10 protein-coding genes, 1 tRNA gene and 2 pseudogenes are annotated in these 19,572 nt (G+C 61.3%); 5 read left to right on the top strand and 8 right to left on the bottom strand.

Features of this window, described 5'->3' with window-relative positions:
* From VFE81_RS22965 to VFE81_RS22935, 7 genes and pseudogenes are all read right to left on the bottom strand, one after another.
* Nucleotides 1–320 (bottom strand): annotated as a pseudogene (locus VFE81_RS22965) (energy transducer TonB); the annotation flags it as partial.
* Between the two features lie 272 nt (nt 321–592).
* Nucleotides 593–829, bottom strand: a complete 237-nt coding sequence (locus tag VFE81_RS22960) for a (2Fe-2S)-binding protein (RefSeq protein WP_325046791.1) — start codon at nt 827–829, stop codon at nt 593–595.
* A gap of 215 nt (nt 830–1,044) precedes the next feature.
* Nucleotides 1,045–1,932 (bottom strand): glutamate racemase, encoded by an 888-nt coding sequence (gene murI / locus VFE81_RS22955; protein WP_325046790.1) that lies wholly within the window; start codon nt 1,930–1,932, stop codon nt 1,045–1,047.
* Between the two features lie 190 nt (nt 1,933–2,122).
* Nucleotides 2,123–2,602: a bacterioferritin gene (gene bfr / locus VFE81_RS22950; RefSeq protein WP_090685707.1), complete on the bottom strand. Its 480-nt coding sequence runs from the start codon at nt 2,600–2,602 to the stop codon at nt 2,123–2,125.
* Nucleotides 2,603–2,795: 193 nt separating this feature from the next.
* Nucleotides 2,796–4,319, bottom strand: coding sequence for a fumarate hydratase (locus VFE81_RS22945; RefSeq protein WP_325046789.1), 1,524 nt, complete (start codon nt 4,317–4,319; stop codon nt 2,796–2,798).
* A 58-nt stretch (nt 4,320–4,377) separates the two neighbouring features.
* The gene (locus VFE81_RS22940) at nt 4,378–4,944 is read right to left on the bottom strand and encodes a TIGR00645 family protein (RefSeq protein WP_325046788.1); all 567 of its coding nucleotides are present in this window, start codon (nt 4,942–4,944) and stop codon (nt 4,378–4,380) included.
* A 314-nt stretch (nt 4,945–5,258) separates the two neighbouring features.
* A complete protein-coding gene (locus VFE81_RS22935; RefSeq protein ID WP_325046787.1) occupies nt 5,259–6,152 on the bottom strand; it encodes a DMT family transporter in 894 nt (297 codons plus the stop codon).
* A gap of 477 nt (nt 6,153–6,629) precedes the next feature.
* Between VFE81_RS22935 and acs the strand changes: the two genes are divergently transcribed.
* The 4 genes from acs (at nt 6,630) to VFE81_RS22915 (ending at nt 11,324) form a co-directional block, all read left to right on the top strand.
* Entirely contained in the window at nt 6,630–8,612 is a 1,983-nt protein-coding gene (gene acs, locus VFE81_RS22930) for an acetate--CoA ligase (protein WP_325046786.1), read from the top strand.
* Between the two features lie 148 nt (nt 8,613–8,760).
* A complete protein-coding gene (locus VFE81_RS22925) occupies nt 8,761–9,150 on the top strand; it encodes a DUF4212 domain-containing protein (protein ID WP_325046785.1) in 390 nt (129 codons plus the stop codon).
* A 4-nt stretch (nt 9,151–9,154) separates the two neighbouring features.
* A complete protein-coding gene (locus tag VFE81_RS22920; protein ID WP_325046784.1) occupies nt 9,155–11,173 on the top strand; it encodes a sodium:solute symporter family protein in 2,019 nt (672 codons plus the stop codon).
* Between the two features lie 60 nt (nt 11,174–11,233).
* Nucleotides 11,234–11,324 (top strand) — tRNA-Ser (locus VFE81_RS22915).
* A gap of 560 nt (nt 11,325–11,884) precedes the next feature.
* On the opposite strand, the pseudogene VFE81_RS29020 reads toward VFE81_RS22915, so the two are convergent.
* A pseudogene (locus VFE81_RS29020) lies at nt 11,885–12,016 on the bottom strand (recombinase family protein); the annotation flags it as partial.
* 540 nt (nt 12,017–12,556) lie between these two features.
* Here VFE81_RS29020 and VFE81_RS22905 point away from each other — a divergent pair.
* Nucleotides 12,557–19,572 (top strand): filamentous hemagglutinin N-terminal domain-containing protein (locus tag VFE81_RS22905; RefSeq protein WP_325046783.1); only part of this gene is annotated, 7,016 nt, incomplete at its 3' end.

The raw sequence follows: 19,572 nt of genomic DNA, 5'->3' as shown, positions 1-19,572 counted from the left end.
GTAGGCGTCGGCCTGGGCGTCGGTGTTGGCTTGGGCTGGACTTTGGGTTTGGTATGAACCGGCGGTGTCGGCTTGGGCGGCGGCGGTGTGGTCGATTGCAGCGCAACGGGCGCGGCCACGGGCGCCGGCGCCAGCAACTGCGCGGTCATGACGCGCGATTCGAGCGGCGGTGCGACGGGTTCATGACGTAAGGTCAGGATCACCGCAAGCAAAGCGACGTGAATCGCCGCGACAGCGGCAGTCGCGGTCAAGACACGGGAATTCATTCGGGCGGATGAGGCCGGCGTGGCGCCGGCTGAAACGGTATGCGAGGCCTGCATGTTAGCGTGGCGACGTGCCGTCGATGCGGCACGTCAGACAAGACATCGTCATGTTCGGAAGATCAGCAACGAAATGAACAAAGTAGTCACGAAACCAATCAACAATTCCATCTCAAACTCCTTTTAACGGGTGAGCGGGTAGCTGGCTGGTACGGTACTGGCTTGCTGACGGCAGTGGGATAAGGCGTGAAGCAGCGCGTAAAACAAGCGTATGAAGCGATGAAGCGGGTGAGCGCCCGGGACGCGGCGCGGGCCGCGCCCCGAAACCAGTCTCAGGCGGCCTTGCGTTCGTAAAACGTCAGCGGTATAGCCTGCGAGTGATGATCGAAGCCGCAGCGGCTTGCGCACACGCCGCTTTCCATCATGACGCCGCGCACGGATTCCGCGCACTTGCCACAGCAGGAAGCGACACCGAGTTCGAACTGGAGTTCGTCGAACGAATCGACGCCTTCCGCGATCGAGGCACGGATCTTTCGGTCAGAAACAGACTTGCAGACACAGACAATCATGGCAGGGCGTCATAGCTAACGTTAATGCGAACTATTATCATTTTGATTGGCTGGTTTGGCAAGCGTCCTGCATGATTTTTTGTAACAAAACCAGACTCTTAGAAGGGTTTCGTCTGCAGGGTGGGATTCGTCGCGAGTGGCGGGAAGGGCGTAGAAACGCCTAAAAAGCGCGCGAAACGGCCCCGTGGCGGTCTAAAAAGCAGCGGGCGAGGGTTTTATGCGGCTTGGGAATCTGGCGCTGCCGTGCGGCGCGAAGGGATCACGACCTGCTCGACTGTCGCGTCGATGTGCAGCAGGGTCGCGGCGAGCTGTTGCTGATGCGTGCCGTCGCCGGTGGAATAAAATCGGGGCAGAACAGGCTCGACGCTTTCCGTGGCGGCGCGCAGCCCGTGCTGGTCGAGTACCCGTTCCAGCTGGCGCGCGATGGCCACGCTCGTATCGATCAGCATCAGCCGGTCGCCGACGATGTCGCGGATCGCCGCATCGAGAAATGGGTAGTGGGTGCAGCCGAGCACCAATGTGTCGGCGCCGGCGTCGAGCATGGGCTGCAGGTAGCTGCGCAGCAGCGCGCGCAGTTCGACGGAGCCCACGTCGCAGCGTTCCACCGCTTGCACAAGGCCGTGACCTGGCTGGCAAAGAAAACGGCAATCGGCGGCGTAACGCTCCAACAGTGTCTGAAAGCGGGCGCTGCGCAACGTCACTTGCGTGGCGAGCACGCCGGCGACACGCGCTTTGGACTGCAGCGCGGCCGGTTTAATGCCCGGTTCGACGCCCACCAGCGGAATCGCCAGCTTTTCGCGGACCAGCGCGATTGATTGCGCGGTCGCCGTGTTGCATGCGACCACCAGCGCCTTGGCGCCTTGCCTTGCGAGCCATTCGCAGATCGCCAGGGTGCGGTCGGCGATGAAGTCGTCGTCGCGTTCACCGTAGGGGGCGTAGAGCGAGTCGGCGGCGTAGATGAGCGCTTCACCGGGGAGTTGCGCCCGGACTGCCCGCAGCACCGACAAACCACCCAGACCCGAATCGAAAATGCCGACCGGCGCCCGCGAACCGCCACCTGAGGGGGCAATCCGGGCACTCGAAGACGGCGATTCGGCGGACATAGGCGATAAGGAGACGCGCGGCACAGCGGTCACGGAAAACTCACGAAAACAGGGACGTGCGCAAGTATATCGCCCGCGCGGCGCGGATTCTGACAAATAAGCTGGCACATAACCGGGCAAATAAGCAGGCCGACAAGATGGCGTATAAGCCCGCCCATGAGCCGGCGCGGGCTTTTCCAACCTGGTTCGATCAGGACTCGATCGAACCCATTGCAGTTTGCTGGTAGTTCTGGATGCCGACCTTGTCGATCAGGTCCAGTTGCGTTTCGAGCCAGTCGATGTGTTCTTCGGTGTCGTCGAGAATCTTCACGAAGATTTCACGCGAGATGAAATCGCGAACGGATTCGCAATACACAATCGCTTCTTTGCAGGTGCTTTGCGAAATCTGTTCGAGCTTCAGATCGCATTCGAGGATTTCTTTGGTTTCTTCGCCGATCAGCAGCTTGTGCAGGTCTTGCAGGTTCGGCAGGCCGTCGAGCATGAAAATGCGTTCAATCAGCCAGTCGGCGTGCTTCATTTCGCCGATCGATTCGTCGTATTCATGCTTGCCGAGTTTCTCGAGGCCCCAGTGCTTGTACATCCGCGCATGCAGGAAGTACTGGTTGATGGCGGTGAGTTCGTTCTTCAACTGGGAGTTGAGATACTCAATGACCTTCTTGTCGCCTTGCATGATGTGTCCTTGTAGGGGGCTTTGAATTTCCCAGAACAATAAACGGCGAAAGGCAAAAAGCCAAGGCAAAACACACAGTTTTTCACCTTGATTTGCAAGGTTTTTTGCGTGATGCGTACCGTTCTCATTACAAGATAAAAAAGCCGGGGTTTGAGGCCCCGGCTTGTACTTTCTTAGCTGATGCTATTACCGATCAAACCGTCGCGACCGGAATCTTGCCGATTTTGGTTTGCCATTCCTTCGGGCCGGTCTGGTGCACCGAGGTGCCGGTCGAATCGACGGCGACCGTCACCGGCATGTCCTGCACGTCGAATTCGTAGATCGCTTCCATGCCGAGGTCTTCGAACGCGAGAACCTTCGCGCTGCGAATCGCCTTCGATACGAGGTAAGCAGCGCCGCCCACCGCCATCAGATACGCTGCCTTATGCTTCTTGATCGCCTCGATCGCAACCGGGCCGCGCTCGGCCTTACCGATCATCGAAATCAGACCTGTTTGCGACAGCATGGTCTCGGTGAACTTGTCCATGCGCGTTGCGGTGGTCGGGCCTGCGGGGCCGACTGCCTCGTCACGCACCGGATCGACCGGACCGACGTAATAGATCACGCGATTCGTGAAGTCGACCGGCAGCTTTTCGCCCTTCGCCAGCATATCGGCGATGCGCTTGTGCGCCGCGTCGCGGCCCGTCAACATCTTGCCCGACAGCAACAACGTCTGGCCCGGCGTCCAGGCTGCGACTTCTTCCGGCGTCAGCGTGTTCAGATCGACGCGCTGGCTCTTTTCCGTGTCCGGTTCCCACTGCACCTTCGGCCATGCGTCCAGCGAGGGCGCTTCGAGCTTCGCCACGCCCGAGCCATCCAGTGTGAAGTGCGCGTGACGCGTTGCCGCGCAGTTCGGGATGATCGCGATCGGCTTGCTCGCTGCGTGCGTCGGTGCCGCCATGATCTTCACGTCGAGCACAGTGGCAAGACCGCCAAGGCCTTGTGCACCGATACCGAGCGCGTTGACTTTCTCGTGCAGTTCGACACGCAGTTCTTCGATCCAGTCTTTCGGGCCGCGTGCGATCACGTCCTGAATGTCGATCGGATCCATCAGCGATTCCTTCGCCATGACCATCGCTTTCTCAGCGGTGCCGCCGATGCCGATGCCGAGCATGCCCGGCGGGCACCAGCCTGCGCCCATGGTCGGCACGGTCTTCAGAATCCAGTCGACGATCGAGTCCGACGGATTCAGCATCGCGAACTTCGACTTGTTTTCCGAGCCGCCGCCCTTCGCTGCAACCTGCACGTCGACCTTGTCGCCCGGCACGATCTCGTAGTGGATCACGGCCGGCGTGTTGTCCTTCGTGTTCTTGCGCGCGCCTTCCGGCGGGCTCACGATCGACGCACGCAGCACGTTGTCGGGGTTCAGGTAACCGCGGCGCACGCCTTCGTTGATCATCTCGGTGACGCCCATCGTCGCACCGTCCCAACGCACGTCCATGCCGACCTTCACGAACACCGTGACGATGCCGGTGTCCTGGCAGATCGGGCGCTTGCCTTCGGCGCACATGCGGCTGTTGGTGAGGATCTGCGCGATCGCATCCTTCGCGGCCGGGCTCTCTTCGAGCTCGTAAGCGCGGCCCAAGGCCTGGATGTAATCGAGCGGGTGGTAATAGCTGATGTACTGAAGCGAATCAGCAATGCTCTGAATCAGATCTTCCTGTTTGATGACGGTCATGATGGCTAGCTCAGTGGGGACAATGGCGCTTGTTATCAGACTCGCAGGGCAGGGCGAGTCAGTCGTGCGCCTTCAGGGGAGTGGAACCGTTAGAACCCAGCGGCTGTATGCCGACGGGCTCCTGAAAATGTTTCGGATGCGTATGCGTGGTGAGGCGGTCGACCAGCGCCATGACCACCGCCGAGAGAAGGAACGCGATGTGGATGATGACCTGCCACATGATGGTGTGCGTCGAATTCTGGTCGGGGCTGATGAAGGTCTTCAACAGATGGATCGATGAAATGCTGATCAGCGCCATCGACAATTTGACCTTGAGCACGCCGGCATTCACGTGGTCGAGCCATTCCGGTTCGTCCGGATGACCCTCTACGCCCAGGCGCGAGACGAAGGTTTCATACCCGCCGATGATCACCATGATCAGCAGGTTCGAGATCATCACCACGTCGATCAGGCCGAGTACCACCAGCATGATGTTGGTTTCGTCGAGCGTCATGGACGCGGTGACCAGATGCCAGACCTCTTTCAGGAACAGAACGACGTAGACAGCCTGGGCGACGATCAGGCCCAGATAGAGCGGCACCTGCAGCCAGCGACTCATGAAGATGATGGCGGGCAGCGGGCGCATCGGGCGGCGCTGACGGGCTGAGTCGGGTCGCGGGGCGGACATAGGCAAGAGTCAGATGAAACGCAGGTGACGGAACACGGACTAAATGCGCTGACCCGAAGCGCAAACCAAACGCGCGGATCGAGCACGCAAACCAGGGCGCAGACGGCGCGGTAAGCGGCCAGGGGAGGCCGGAAAAGCTTGCGTCAGGCGCGCTATTGTACAGCGTCGGATGAATTTGCTGCGGCGCGGCGGGCAGTCTAGGCCGGCCGGCGTGGCTGCGGCCCTAAGCCGACGACGCAGTGGCGCCGGTTACTTAACAGGCGGAGCTCAACTCAGGAGGCCACCGGCGGTACTCGCTTCACCTTCAGGCTCGCCAGCCCGATCCCCGCCACCACGCAGGCGAGCGCGATACCGTGTGCGAGGGTGGGCCGCTCACCGAGAAACACGATGCCGTAAATCGCCGCGGCCACCGGCAGCACGGCGCTGAACACGCCCGCGAGACTGCCTGGCACATGACGAATGCCCTTCATCCACAGCCAGAACGAGAAGATGCTCGCGGACAGCCCGTACCACAGCACCAGCGTCCAGACGCTAACGGGCACCGCGCGATAGTCGAAGTGCAGCAACGCGGTGGCGCCGAGCGGCAGCATCAGCAGCAGGCCGAACATATGCGTGTAGGCGCAGATGTCGATCGGCGCGAGCGTCTGCGTCAACCGGCGCGACAGGATGATGTAAAGCGATTCGCAGCACACGGCGCCCAGCACCATCAGATTGCCGGTGAACGACGTCTCGCCGCCCGCGTTCTCATCCACATGAGCGAGATTGATGACGACCACGCCGACGATCGCCAGCGCGATCGATGCGAGTGCCCGACCGTTCGGTCGTTCTTTGAGGATCAGCCACGAAAGCAGCGCGACGACCGCGGGGATCGTGCTGGTGATGACGCCGGTCGCGACCGCGCTGGTGCGCTGTACGCCGCCCAGCATCAGGAGCGTGAACCCGAAAGTGCCGAACAGCGCCTGCAAAAACAGATTGAGCCATTCATCGCGTTTGACGCGGCGCAGCTTGGCGACGCGCAACAGCGGCCACAATACCGCCATCGCAATGACGAAGCGCAGCAGCGCGAACAGGGGGACGGGGACGAACTCGACGATCGATTTACCGATTCCGACATTGCTGCCGACCAGCAGCATCGAGGTAAGGAGAAGCAGGGAGTAACGATTCAAGCTGGAATCCAGACGGCTAGTTCAGTTAGCATTGTAAGAGGGCGTGCGAGTCAGCGTAAAGGCGCCGCGCCAACGTGGCACGCGTGATGCTTCCCGTGTGTCTGATATCGGCAGGTTGTGGGGTATGTCGATCCGGGTGCATGGGAGCAGCGTAGCGCGTAGCATGCCGTGCCTGACCAGGCTGAACCGCGTAAGGGTTTTCGCTCGCGATGCGGCTTACGTAAGTGGCCGGTAAGTTGCACAGTTTATGTTTGAACGCGAGAGCGGAACGTCGGTCTTTCACTCATTCATGTTGCGGCGCCGCATGGAGGAAAATGAAAGGCGAACGGGCCGCGGCGCAGCGATTGGCGATTGCTGCGCGAGGGTTGGAGACAGTGCGCCGCCTATTGATCACGAATGGTGGCGCCATCATGACAAAGGCGCGTCATAGGCGCGCCAGCACAGGTTTTTAGTTTCATCTTCACCAAGGGGTTGTCGATGTCTGCGATTGAATCTGTTCTTCACGAACGCCGTGTTTTCCCGCCCTCCGCTGAAGCAGCGGCAGGTGCGACGATCTCCGGCATGGACGCGTACCGGGCGCTTGCCGCCGAAGCGGAGCGTGATTACGAAGGTTTCTGGGGGCGCCTCGCTCGCGAGACGCTAAGCTGGAACAAGCCCTTCACCAAGGTGCTCGACGAATCGAAGGCGCCTTTCTACACATGGTTCGAAGACGGCCAGCTGAACGCGTCGTATAACAGCATCGACCGTCATGTCGAAGCCGGCAACGGCGAGCGCGTCGCGATCATTTTCGAAGCCGACGACGGCACCGTCACCAACGTCACTTATAGCGATCTCCTGCAACGTGTATCGCGCTTTGCGAACGCGCTGAAAAAACGCGGCGTAAAGAAGGACGATCGCGTCGTGATCTATATGCCGATGTCGATCGAAGGCATCGTCGCGATGCAGGCGTGCGCGCGCATTGGTGCCACGCATTCGGTGGTGTTCGGGGGCTTCTCGTCGAAATCGCTGAATGAGCGGCTGGTGGATGTGGGTGCGGTCGCGCTCGTTACTTCCGACGAACAGATGCGCGGCGGCAAGGCCTTGCCGCTGAAGAACATCGCAGACGAAGCCATTGCCATGGGCGGCTGCGATGCGGTGAAGAGCGTGATCGTCTACAAGCGCACCGGCGGCAAGATCGCATGGAACGAAAGCCGCGATCTGTGGATGCACGAACTCACGCAGTCCGAATCGGATCAATGCGCGCCCGAGTGGGTCGGCGCCGAGCATCCGCTTTTCATCCTCTATACGTCCGGTTCGACCGGCAAGCCGAAGGGCGTGCAGCACAGCACCGGCGGCTATCTGCTGTGGGCCGCGCAGACCATGAAGTGGACCTTCGACTGGAAGTCCACGGATGTGTTCTGGTGTACCGCCGACATCGGCTGGATCACCGGCCATAGCTACATCACGTATGGCCCGTTGACGCTCGGCGGCACCCAGGTGGTGTTCGAAGGCGTGCCGACCTATCCGAACGCCGGCCGCTTCTGGGACATGATCGCCAAGCATAAGGTCACGTTGTTCTACACCGCGCCGACGGCGATCCGCTCGCTGATCAAATACGCCGAAGCGGACGAGAAAGTGCATCCGAAAAGCTACGATCTGTCGACGCTGCGCATCATCGGTACGGTCGGCGAGCCGATTAATCCGGAAGCATGGGTCTGGTATCACGAGAACGTCGGCGGCGGCCGTTGCCCGATCGTCGACACGTGGTGGCAAACCGAAACCGGCGGCCACATGATCACGCCGCTGCCGGGCGCGACGCCGCTGGTGCCGGGTTCGTGCACGCTGCCGCTGCCGGGCATCATGGCGGCGGTGGTCGATGAAACCGGCCAGGACGTGCCGAACGGGCAGGGCGGCATTCTGGTGGTGAAGCGTCCGTGGCCGGCGATGCTGCGCAATGTGTGGGGCGATCCGGACCGCTACAAGAAGAGCTACTTCCCTGAAGAACTCGGCGGGACGCTGTACCTCGCCGGCGACGGCGCGGTGCGCGACAAGGAAACCGGCTACTTCACGATCATGGGCCGCATCGACGACGTGCTCAATGTCTCCGGCCACCGCCTCGGCACGATGGAGATCGAGTCGGCGCTGGTGTCGAACCCGATCGTGGCAGAAGCGGCTGTGGTTGGCCGTCCTGACGATACGACCGGCGAAGCCGTGTGCGCATTCGTGGTGCTCAAACGCGCGCGTCCTGAAGGCGAAGAAGCGGTGAAGCTCGCCAACGAACTGCGCAACTGGGTCGCCAAGGAAATCGGTCCGATTGCCAAGCCGAAGGACATCCGCTTCGGCGAGAACCTGCCGAAGACGCGCTCGGGCAAGATTATGCGCCGCCTGTTGCGCTCGCTCGCGAAGGGCGAGGAAATCACCCAGGACGTGTCCACCCTGGAGAACCCGGCGATTCTCGATCAGCTCGGCGAGTCGCTCTGAGCATGGGTTTGCCTGGGTTTATGGCAGGAGCGTGCCGGACGATGCGCCCTTGACTGAACCCAGTTATCGACCATTTCGACCCGGCAGTTAAAGCCACCGCGCGGACAATCCCGATTGCCTGCCCGGTGGCTTTTTGATACATAGGCGCATGGCCGCGCCACACCACCCCTCTCACGCTACGCTCAATCCCGCGCCCGAACCCCCTGCGGTCTCGGCAGCGATGGCGCGCGCGCATCAGAAGTACTGGCGCTTCAATCTCGCTTTGATCGCGACGTTGATGACGGTGGGCTTCATGGTGTCGTTCGTTTTGCCGCTGGTGGCGCCGGCGTTGGATCGGGTGCGCTTCGGCGGCTTCCGGTTGCCGTTCTACTTCGGTGCGCAAGGGGCGATTCTGATCTACGTCGCGTTGATCGTCATTTATATCGTGTTGATGCAGCGCGCCGACCGCCGTCTGCAACGCGCTTTTGATGCCGATGCCGATGCGAGTGCCACCAGTGCCAGTGCCGATTCCGGCGCGCCCACTGCGCGCGGAAACTGAGCCGATGACGCTCACGCACCGGCTGATCCGCTCATACGCACTTTATACGCTCGGCTTCCTGCTATTCATCTACGTGATGTGGCGCATCGAGCGCACCACCGGCCCGGGTGTGTGGATCGGCTATGTGTTCCTGTTCGTGCCGATCGCGGTGTATGCGGTGATCGGCTTGCTGTCGCGCACGTCCGACCTCGTCGAATACTACGTAGCGGGGCGGCGCGTGCCGTCCGCCTTCAACGGCATGGCGACCGCGGCCGACTGGTTGTCCGCTGCATCGTTTATCGGTCTTGCCGGTTCGATCTATACGACCGGATATGACGGGCTGGCGTATCTGATGGGCTGGACCGGCGGCTATTGCCTCGTCGCGTTCCTGCTCGCGCCATACGTGCGCAAGCTCGCGCGTTATACGATTCCCGACTTTCTCGGCACGCGCTTTTCGAGCAACGCCGTGCGTGGACTCGCTGCGTTAGCGGCGATCCTGTGCTCGTTCGTCTACCTGGTCGCGCAGATTCAGGGCGTCGGCTTGATTGCGACGCGTTTTATCGGCGTGGATTTCGCGGTCGGCATTTTCTGCGGACTCGCGGGCATTCTGGTGTGCTCGTTTCTGGGCGGCATGCGTGCCGTGACGTGGACCCAGGTCGCGCAATACATCATTCTGATCGCGGCAATTCTGATTCCTGTGTCGATGATCGCGCATAAGGATGGCCTCGGCTGGGTGCCGCAGTTCAACTACGGCCGCTTGATGGAGCGCGTCGAGGTCCTGGAGAAGCAGGTGCGTGAAGCGCCGCTCGAGCAGACCGTGCGCGACGACTATCGGCGGCGCGCGACGCTGATGCAGGTGCGGCTCGATACGTTGCCGCAATCGTTCGTCGATGAGAAGCTGCGCCTCACGCAGGAAGTCGCGGATTTGCGCCGCCACAACGGCCCGCTGCGCGATATCAAGGAGCGAGAAAGGGAGCTGGAACAGTTTCCACGCGATGCCGCCGCCGCACAGATCGTCTGGACCCAACGCCGCGATGAGATGCTGATGCGCGCCGCCGCGCCGGTGCCGATGCACGAGCCGTTTCCCGTCACGAGCGAAGAAGACAGGCGCACCCATGAGCGCAATTTCCTGTCGCTGCTGCTGTGCCTGTCGCTTGGCACCGCGAGCCTGCCGCACATCCTGACGCGCTATAACACGACGACCTCGGTGGCGTCCGCGCGACGTTCCGTCGGCTGGACGCTGTTCTTCGTCGCGCTGTTCTATCTGACGGTGCCCGTGCTGGCCGTGCTGATCAAGTACGAGATGCTGACCAACCTGGTCGGCCATCACTTTGCCGATTTGCCGCAGTGGCTCACGCAGTGGCGCAAGGTCGAACCGAGTCTGATCAGCCTTGCTGATACGAATGGCGACGGTATCGTGCGCTGGAGCGAAATCCAGATGCAGCCGGATATGGTCGTGCTCGCCGCGCCCGAGATCGCGGGGCTGCCGTATGTGATGTCCGGGCTGATCGCAGCGGGCGCGCTGGCCGCCGCGCTTTCGACCGCGGATGGTTTGCTGCTGACGATCGCCAACGCGTTATCGCACGACGTCTACTACCACATGGTCGATCCGACGGCATCGAGCCAGCGGCGCGTGACGATCTCGAAGATTCTGCTGCTGGGGGTGGCGTTGTTCGCGTCGTATGTGGCGTCGCTCAATACAGGGAATATTCTGTTTCTGGTGGGCGCGGCGTTTTCGCTGGCGGCGTCGAGCCTGTTTCCGGTGCTGGTGCTGGGCGTATTCTGGAAGCGCACGACTAGGCTTGGGGCCGTGGCGGGCATGGTGGCGGGGCTCGTGGTGTGCATTTACTACATCGTGTCGACGTATCCGTTCTTCACGCAGATGACGGGTTTTGCCGGTGCGCGGTGGTTCGGGATCGAGCCGATCAGCTCAGGCGTGTTCGGCGTGCCGGCGGGGTTTCTGGTGGCGATCGGGGTGAGCCTGGTCGACCGGAAACCGGATGCTTATACGAGGGCGCTGGTGGACTACATCCGGCATCCTTAGGTGGGTTTGCGCATGGGTCTGGCGCAGGGCGCGAAGTTTGCTATAATTCGGCTCCCCGCCGGAGAGATGGATGAGCGGTTTAAGTCGCACGCCTGGAAAGCGTGTATAGGTTAATAACCTATCCGGGGTTCGAATCCCCGTCTCTCCGCCAAGGAATTGAATGAGAAGCCGTTGAATCTAAAGAGATTCAACGGCTTTTTGTTTTTTGACTTACGATTCGACTATCAAATGGTGCAGCTGTCGTCCTTGGCGGTGCCCTTCGCAAAATAGAGCGAATTGGACTGCTTGTTGTTCTCCGGAACATGCAAACGCGCAGACGACGCGGTGCGATTTCGTCCTCGCTGCCGTGACCTCAACGTCTAGCCCAATTTTCGGAGTCTGACGTCGTTCGAACTTATGGGGCGTGGGGGCGTAAAAGATATAGCACGATTGCCAATAATGTGTGATGGTCTGCGACACGCGCATTGGTGCTGATGTGTTTGCCGTAGCGAGTAACGACAGATGGAAGCAAATTCGACAAACCGGCGTATGGCGCGCGCATGCCGAGGCTTCATCGTGGCGATGCCCTGAGGCAACACAAAAGCTAGGGCGCTTACTACTTTTGGGTACTCTCACCCGTCTTGGAAAAAGGTATGCTCCTTTGGGATAATGCAGCAGTGGGAGATGCGGGGGCGTTGAGAACGTAGCGCGTGTTCGGCGCGTGGCGGTTCAATCCCGTGCGTCAGGGGCGACGTAGTAGCCGCGCACCCCCCCTCGTCAATGAAAAACGTCCTTGTCCTGCACCCCGTGGGCTTTGGCGTCGTCATACTGGCTCGCGGAGGACTGGCCGTCCGTAGTCGAAATCCGCCACTAATAGAGCTTGCGCATGGTTTCCGATGGATCATTTGAAATACCCGGTTGATCCTGTGGGACCACTTCCAGACCCTTCGGCGCATGGTCGGTTACGGTGTACCCCACCGAGCCAGGGCGCGAATAGGGAAACCGTCGGATATCCGATCTGAAAATGTCGCTGGTCAACTGCGGCTAATAATAAAAATATCGGTCCCGTGCGCATCGGTAATTAGCACGCAGCAATTCTGTCAGCGGAAGCCTTGCCGCCCACCATCCATATATGACGAACTTCAAGGAAATATAAATGTAAGGTTATGCATTCGGAATCAATCATCGTAAATCTGTGTCTTGAAAAAGACAGGATGCATATATGACGTTCATTCGTCGGAAGATTCGGTAATATTCGAACCGAAAAAATAAATTCGGATAAAGACCATGCTACGGGGTGCTCGTGAGAGCAGGCAGCGACTCGCCCAAATAGAGGCGGCGCGGCAGGCAAAAATTTTTGATGCGGCGTCAAACGGTGCGGCGGCACAAGTACGACCGCTATGGATGAAGGCGACCGCATGTGTCATGGCGGTGGTGACTTATCTGCTTCCCGGCGTGCTCACGCTCGACGAGGTCGCACATGCGGCACCGATCGTCGACCCGCGCGCACCTATTCCGTTTCAGCCGACCATCACGCAGACGAGCACTGGTGTGCCGGCGGTCAATATCGCCGCGCCGAACGCCAACGGTATTAGCGTCAATAGCTACCAGTCGTTCAATATCGACAGCAACGGCCTGGTGCTGAACAACAGCCTCACGTCGGGTACACCTTTGCTGGGCGGTACGCTTGGAGCCAACCCGAATCTCGCCGGCCGCGCCGCGAGCGTGATCGTCAACCAGGTCACCACAACAGGGCCTGCTTCAACGCTGATCGGTCCGCTGGAAGTATTCGGCAGTCCGGCTTCGATCATCATCAGTAATCCAAACGGCGTATCCGTCAACGGGCTTTCGTTGACGAACGCGACGGGCCTTGTGCTAACCACCGGCACGCCGCAATTCCTGACCGGTGTCGGCGGTGCATCGACGGACTTCGCCCACGCGGGCTCGCTTGCCTATAACGTGACGTCGGGCAATGTGTCGATCAGCGGTCCTGCCGGCGTCAATGGACCGGGGGCCGGCATCGAGGGCACGGTCGGCAATATCGATGTGATCGCGCAGACGATCAGCCTGAACGCGCCGTTGCGCGCAGACCAGCGTATTAACCTGGTCACGGGTAATCAGCTCGTGAGCCCGACTACGTCAGACGCATCGGGCACGAACTATGGCACAGCATCCAACGGCACGGCCAATAGGGCGGCCGCGATTGGAAACAACGTGGTAGCAATTGATGCAAACCAGTACGGATCGGTGACGAGCGGACAGATCTATATCGTGTCGACGGCCGCTGGCATGGGCGTGAACACGCAGGGCGCGTTGACGGCGACGGCAGGTAATCTCACCGTCACGTCGAACGGCGACATCGCCGTGAACTCGACTTATGCGCAACAGGCGGCAAGTCTGGCCGGCGCCGGCAAAGTGTCCGTGTCCGGCAGCAATCTCGCGAATCAATACGCCGTCAGCGCAACCGGCGATATTGCTGCGGCAACAGCGTCCGTGCAATCGGTCCAGGACCTGAACATGACTGCGGGCGGCGGCCTGACCGTCGGCACTGCGCAGTCCAATGGCAGCGTCAATCTTCGGGCCGGTGCCGACATGTCGGTCGGGTCGGTGCAGACAGGTAATAACCTGTCGATGACGACGACGGGGAGCACAGGCAATGGTGACATGACCATCGGCGGCGCTGTGTCTGCGCCCGGCCTGATCGCGCTGAACGCGGCTCGTGATGCGACGGTGAATGGCGCGGTTACTGGTGGCGGCACCGTGCAGGTTCTCGCACAGCGCGGCGCGACGATTAATGGTCGCGTGTCGTCGACAGGCGATCTCACACTGGTCGGCCAAACCGGCAACATAACAACAGCAGGAGATGTGCAGACGAGTGGAAACCTCAGCGCCACTGCGGGTCAGACGATGTCGCTGGGCGGCAACGTCGCGGCGAACGGCAACACGACGCTGAACGCGAGTTCCGATCTTGGCGTCTCCGGCACCCTGGCAGGCAATGGCTTTGGTGTGCTGGGCGCTGGCGGCAATCTCACGGCGAACGGCGCCGTGACCTTCGGCCAGAATGCGACGCTGACTGCGGGCCAGAACGTTCACCTGCCCGGCGCGGTGACGACAGGCGGAAACTTGAACGTGACCGCCGGCAATAACTTGACCGTGGGTTCCGCGGTCGCGGCAGGCGACACAACCCTGGCAGCCAGCGGTGGCGCTGCAACGATCAACGGTGCAATCCTCAGCGGTGGAAACACTGCCGTTAGCGCTGCAACGGACGTGGCCGTTACCGGCAGCATTACGGGTAACAAGACGGGCAAGCTGAGCGGCGGTCGCGATGTGTCATCGAGCGGAACCGTGACGTTTGGGCAGGACGCGATCGTCACAGCGGGGCGCAATGTCGATCTTGCCGCTACGGTAAAGGCCGGTGGCAACTTCTCCGTGACTGCTGGCACCAATGCGACCGTGGGCGGCGCGGGCGTGGTGGGCAATACGACGCTGACTGCAACAAGCGGTGGTGTGACGGTCGACGGAGCACTCGCTACCGGTGGCAACACGATAGTGAGCGCTGCCACGGACGCAATCGTCTCCGGCGCGGTCGCCGGCAACGGCACAGGAAATCTGAGCGCGGGACGCAATCTGTCGGGTGGCGGCACGGCAGGCTTCGGGTTGGATGCAACCTTGAACGCGGGGCAGGCGATCAGCCTGTCCGGGTCGTTGCAAACGGGCGGCAATCTGAATGCGACTGCGGGTACCAGCCTGACGGTGGGTGCCGCCACCGCGGTAGGCAATGCCACGCTCAAAGCCAACGGAGGGGATACCACGATCAATGGCGCAGTCCTGAGCGGTGGTGATCTCAATGCGCAGGCCACGGGTAATCTCACCGTGACGGGAAGCGTGACCAGTCTCGGGAAGACCGCTCTGACGGCCCAAGGCGGCAATCTCTCCGTACAGGGCGGTATGAACGCGGCGGGCGACGCAACATTAGCGGCGGCCCACAATCTCGCGGTGACAGGCACGACGCAGGTTGGCGGCGACGCGACGCTGACCGGTGCAAACATCAGCACGGGCGGAACGACCACCGTTTCGGGCAATCTCGTGGCGACCGCGCAGAACGGTCTCGACCTGTCCGCCGGGCAACTGAACGTCGTGAAAAACGCTACGTTATCCGGTGTCAACGTGACGACGGGCAACGCGCTGATTGGCGGGAATCTGAGTGCGAACGCGTCGAACCAGTTGACGACAGCTGGCGCCCAGACGCTCGTTCAGGGCTCGGCCACGTTGTCGGGTGTGAACGCGGTCGTGAACACGGGCAGCGTGCTTGCGGGCGGCGCACTGACGATTGCTGGTGCGAACGTAACGAATACGGCCAACGCAAGCCTGATTTCTACCGCAGCGACGACCGTCAACTCGACGAATCTGAACAACCAGGGATCGATAGCAGGCTTAACAACAGCTGCTACGGCGAACGGCTCGCTCACGAACAACGGCGGCGCGATTATCGGCACGAATTCGTTGAGCGTCACGGCCGGCAATCTGGCAGGTAACAACAACGGCGTGATCTTCGCAGGCAGCACCAGTGCTGCGAGCCCCGGCACGCCGGGCGATGCGACGGTCACCGTGACTGGCGGCAACGGCACATTCAACAACGCCGGTGGCCAGATTCTCGCTCAACACAATCTGACGCTGAACCTGCTGAACCAGACGTTCGACCCTTCGGCCGCGGCGAGCGGTACGTTCAATCTCGACAACGCGCTGACGATCAACACGCTGCAACTCAACAATTCCGGCACGTGGGCCATGCCCGGCAATAGCGTGTCGATTAGCGCGACACAGGGTTTCAGCAACAGCGGCACGATCAGCAAGTCAGGCGACATCACGCTGTCGACCAACGGCACGTTGACCAATAGCGGCACGATTAGCGCAGGCAACGACGTCAACCTGTCCGGCACGATCGTCAACCAGGCCGGTGCGACGATTCATGCGAATGAGGACATTAATCTCAACGGCGCGACGACCAACCAGGGGACGGTCAGCGCCGTGCGCGACGTCAACCTCAATGGCAGCAGTTACGACAACAGCGGGGCGTCGACAGCGGCAGGGCGCAATCTGACTGCGAATCTGTCGGGAGATCTCACGAATGTCGGTGGGAAGATCACCGCGCAGAACGACATCACGATCAATGCCGCGGATGTGAACAACAGCAGGGCCGGTGCGAATACGACGACTACGACGACGTCGAGTACGACCATTGCTGCGGCGGGGATGGCGTCGGCGTTCCTGTCCGCTCCGGCGGGTTCGCTCACCTTCGCCTTTTCGGTTACCAACCCCAACGACGGTTCGACTAACGACTACTCCGCGTCGATCACCGCCCGGGTCGGCGATTTTCAGCCGTCTTCCGCGACTAACGCGACCGCCGCCGATCTGAGCGGCGGTACGTTCAACGGCATTGCTTTACCTGCGGTCACCCAGACGACCACGACGACGCAGCCTGCTGGCCAGAGCAGCGTGATTGCCGCCGGACACGACCTGTCGATCACCACCGGTACGTTGAGCAATCACGGCAGCACGATCTCCGCCGCGAACAACATCTCGCTGAACGTCGCGTCACTCGACAACGGGGGCGGCGCGGCTGTCACGACCATCACCGACAGCATTGATGCCGCGTCGTATGCGAGCTTCCTCGCGCAACTCAAGGCGGCGTATACGGCAGGTTCGCTGACCCCGATGCTTGAACCGGTCGATGCTGTGGGGAATCCGACGGCTGGTACGCTGAACCCGACTGCAAACGTGATCACGACCAGCGCTCCGCCTGCTGCGCAAACGTCCACGCTTATCGTCTACACGAGCCAGAACGCCGGGCAGATCGTCGCCGGCAACAATCTGTCGCTGACCGGGACCGGTGCGGGCCTGACGAATGCCGGGAGCCTGTATGCAGGGCAGGACCTGCGCGTGACAGCGAACAGCTTCACGAATCAGGGCTACCACACTGACACCGTGACGTCGAAGACGGGATGTGCTGCTGGCGTTTCCGCTGCGGACTGCGGTTACTTCGGGACAATGATCTCGTACCCGGACCAGATGGTCATGTTTGAGCGTCCCGGGCAGGACTTCACCGATGCGATGACTAATGCAGCAATCGCACAGGAGCTTCTGCACTTCTACGCGACGTTTGGGCCGCAGAACGACTCGGCCAATATCTACGGTGACCAGACGGTCACCCAAACCTACAGCTACACGCAGATAAACAACACGGTCTTCGCAGGGCGGGACCTGATCATCGCCGCGCCTACGCTGAACAACACCGACGGCAACCTGCTTGCCGGCCGGGATGTCGTAATCGGCGGCGCAGGGACGACGCGCAGCAACACCGATCCGAACAACCCGCAGACGAACCTCACGCAGGCGTCGGCCATCACGAACACGTCGGGCAATATCCAGGCCGGACGCGACATCGCAATCAGCACGGCGGCGCTTACCAGCACGATGTCGGCGCCGGTGCAGGTGTACCAGAACTTTGGCACGACCGCACAGTTCGGCTGCAGCGGCGCGTCAACGCATTACTGCGATGCCTTTGTCGACCAACAGTCGGGCGACGCTTCGACAATCACGGCGAATCGCAACCTGTCGTTTAGCGTGGGCACGCTGGTCAACACGGGCAGTCTGATTACGGCAGGCAGCCAGGCATCGATCTCTGCTGCATCGACTGTGACCAACCAGGACCAGACGCTGAATGCGTACTGGCACGATGCCTTCTATGGTGTCGTGATTGGCGGCTCGAAGCCACCGGACAACTTTGGTTGCGGAACCGCGGCAAACTGCTCAACGCTGTTCGGCAGCGCGTATCACGGTGGCGACAGCGTTCAGCCGCCGACGCCGTACAAGAGCCTGTCGGGCACGATCCAGGCACCGTCGTTATCGGTGACCGCTGGCGGCCAGTTGCAGAACTCCGGCAACGTGTTGGGGCAGCAGGTTGCGCTGACGGGCGCAACGCTGGTCAACGGGCTGACGTCGCCGGCTGTCTATACGCCGCAACCGACCGGCTCCAATCAGGTCATCTCGCTCGGTCCTGTGGGCACGCCGGTCGTTGCGTCAAACGCAGCGATTCAGGTTGGCGCTATCGTGACCATCGGAAGCGGTCTGGCCGGTGCGTCGGGTGTCGCAGGCGGCATCGCGGCGGGTTCCAGCGGCTCGCTTGGCACGGCGGGCAGCACGTCAGCAGGCGTCACCGCACCAGGCAATGCGGCGGGGACGATCTCTGCCCCGGCCTTGAGTTCGAGTTCTCCGTCGACGCCGGTATCTCCGGGCGTTACGGTAGCGACCGGCGCGTCTGCCACTACTGGCGCCCCCAACGTCAGCTATCTGGTCAACAGTCCGGCATCGCTTGTGATTGGCAACATCGGGCCGAGCCAGTTGCTGGCCAATCTGCCGGCGAGCCTGCAGCCGAACACCACGCAGTTTTACTACGATCCGTTCACGGAAAATCAGCTGTTGCAGCAGGCTGCGTTGACGCAGACAGGGCAGGCGAGTTTCGTGAGTGGGCTGTCTTACGACAACACGAAGCAGTCGTCCGTCACGGATCAGGAAAAGAAAGCGCTGTACGGTAACGCGATCCAGTATGCCGAGGCGAACAACATCGCACTTGGCACGGCGCTGACGCAAAACCAGATCGCCGCACTCGACAAGCCAATGCTCTGGTATGTCGAAGAGACCGTGCCCGAGCCGGGATGTACCGCAACCGGGACGGCGACTTGCCCGACGGTCGATGCCCTCATGCCGCAGGTGTACCTGCCGCAGAACTATGCAGTGGTTCAGCACGACGGCACGATCAGCGGGCAGGACGTCACGCTCACTGCGTCGAACGGTGGATCGATCACGAATACCGGTTCGATTACGGCGACGGATACGTTGACGGTCAACGCGGGTTCGCTGACGAACCAGCAGCGTTCGACGGACATCGGGACACAGAGCACCTACATCCCCGATCTTTATGAGTTGATCACGACAACGGGCACCGTCGCACAGCAAGGCGGGTTCATGTCGGCTGGCAACTATCAGTTGAATGTCGATGCGGTGAACCAGATCGGCGGCGCGCTGCAGAAGCTCAATACGGATGGCAGGGTCGACACGGCGGGCACGCAGCAGCAACTGGCAGCGCTGAAGGCGCAGTTGGGCAGCAGCTTTACACAGTCGACGGTGCAGGACGACCTGCATACGAGTGTGACGTCGCTGGCGGATAGCGCGGGGGCGTTCCAGACGATCGGGATGCTGGCGGTGATGGTGGTCGCGTCGGTCATGACGGCGGGGGCTGCGTCGGCCGCTATTGGGGCGGGCGCTGACGCAGGCAGCACATTCGCGGCGGGCGTCGCTGCCACGACGACGGCCGAAGGCGTCGCGATGCCGGCTGTCGCTGCTGGGTTGGGGAATATCGC

The sequence above is a fragment of the Paraburkholderia sp. genome (genome assembly GCF_035656215.1).
GTDB lineage: Bacteria > Pseudomonadota > Gammaproteobacteria > Burkholderiales > Burkholderiaceae > Paraburkholderia.
Note: the sequence above shows the minus strand (reverse complement) of the source record. Positions and strands in the feature narration are given on the sequence as shown.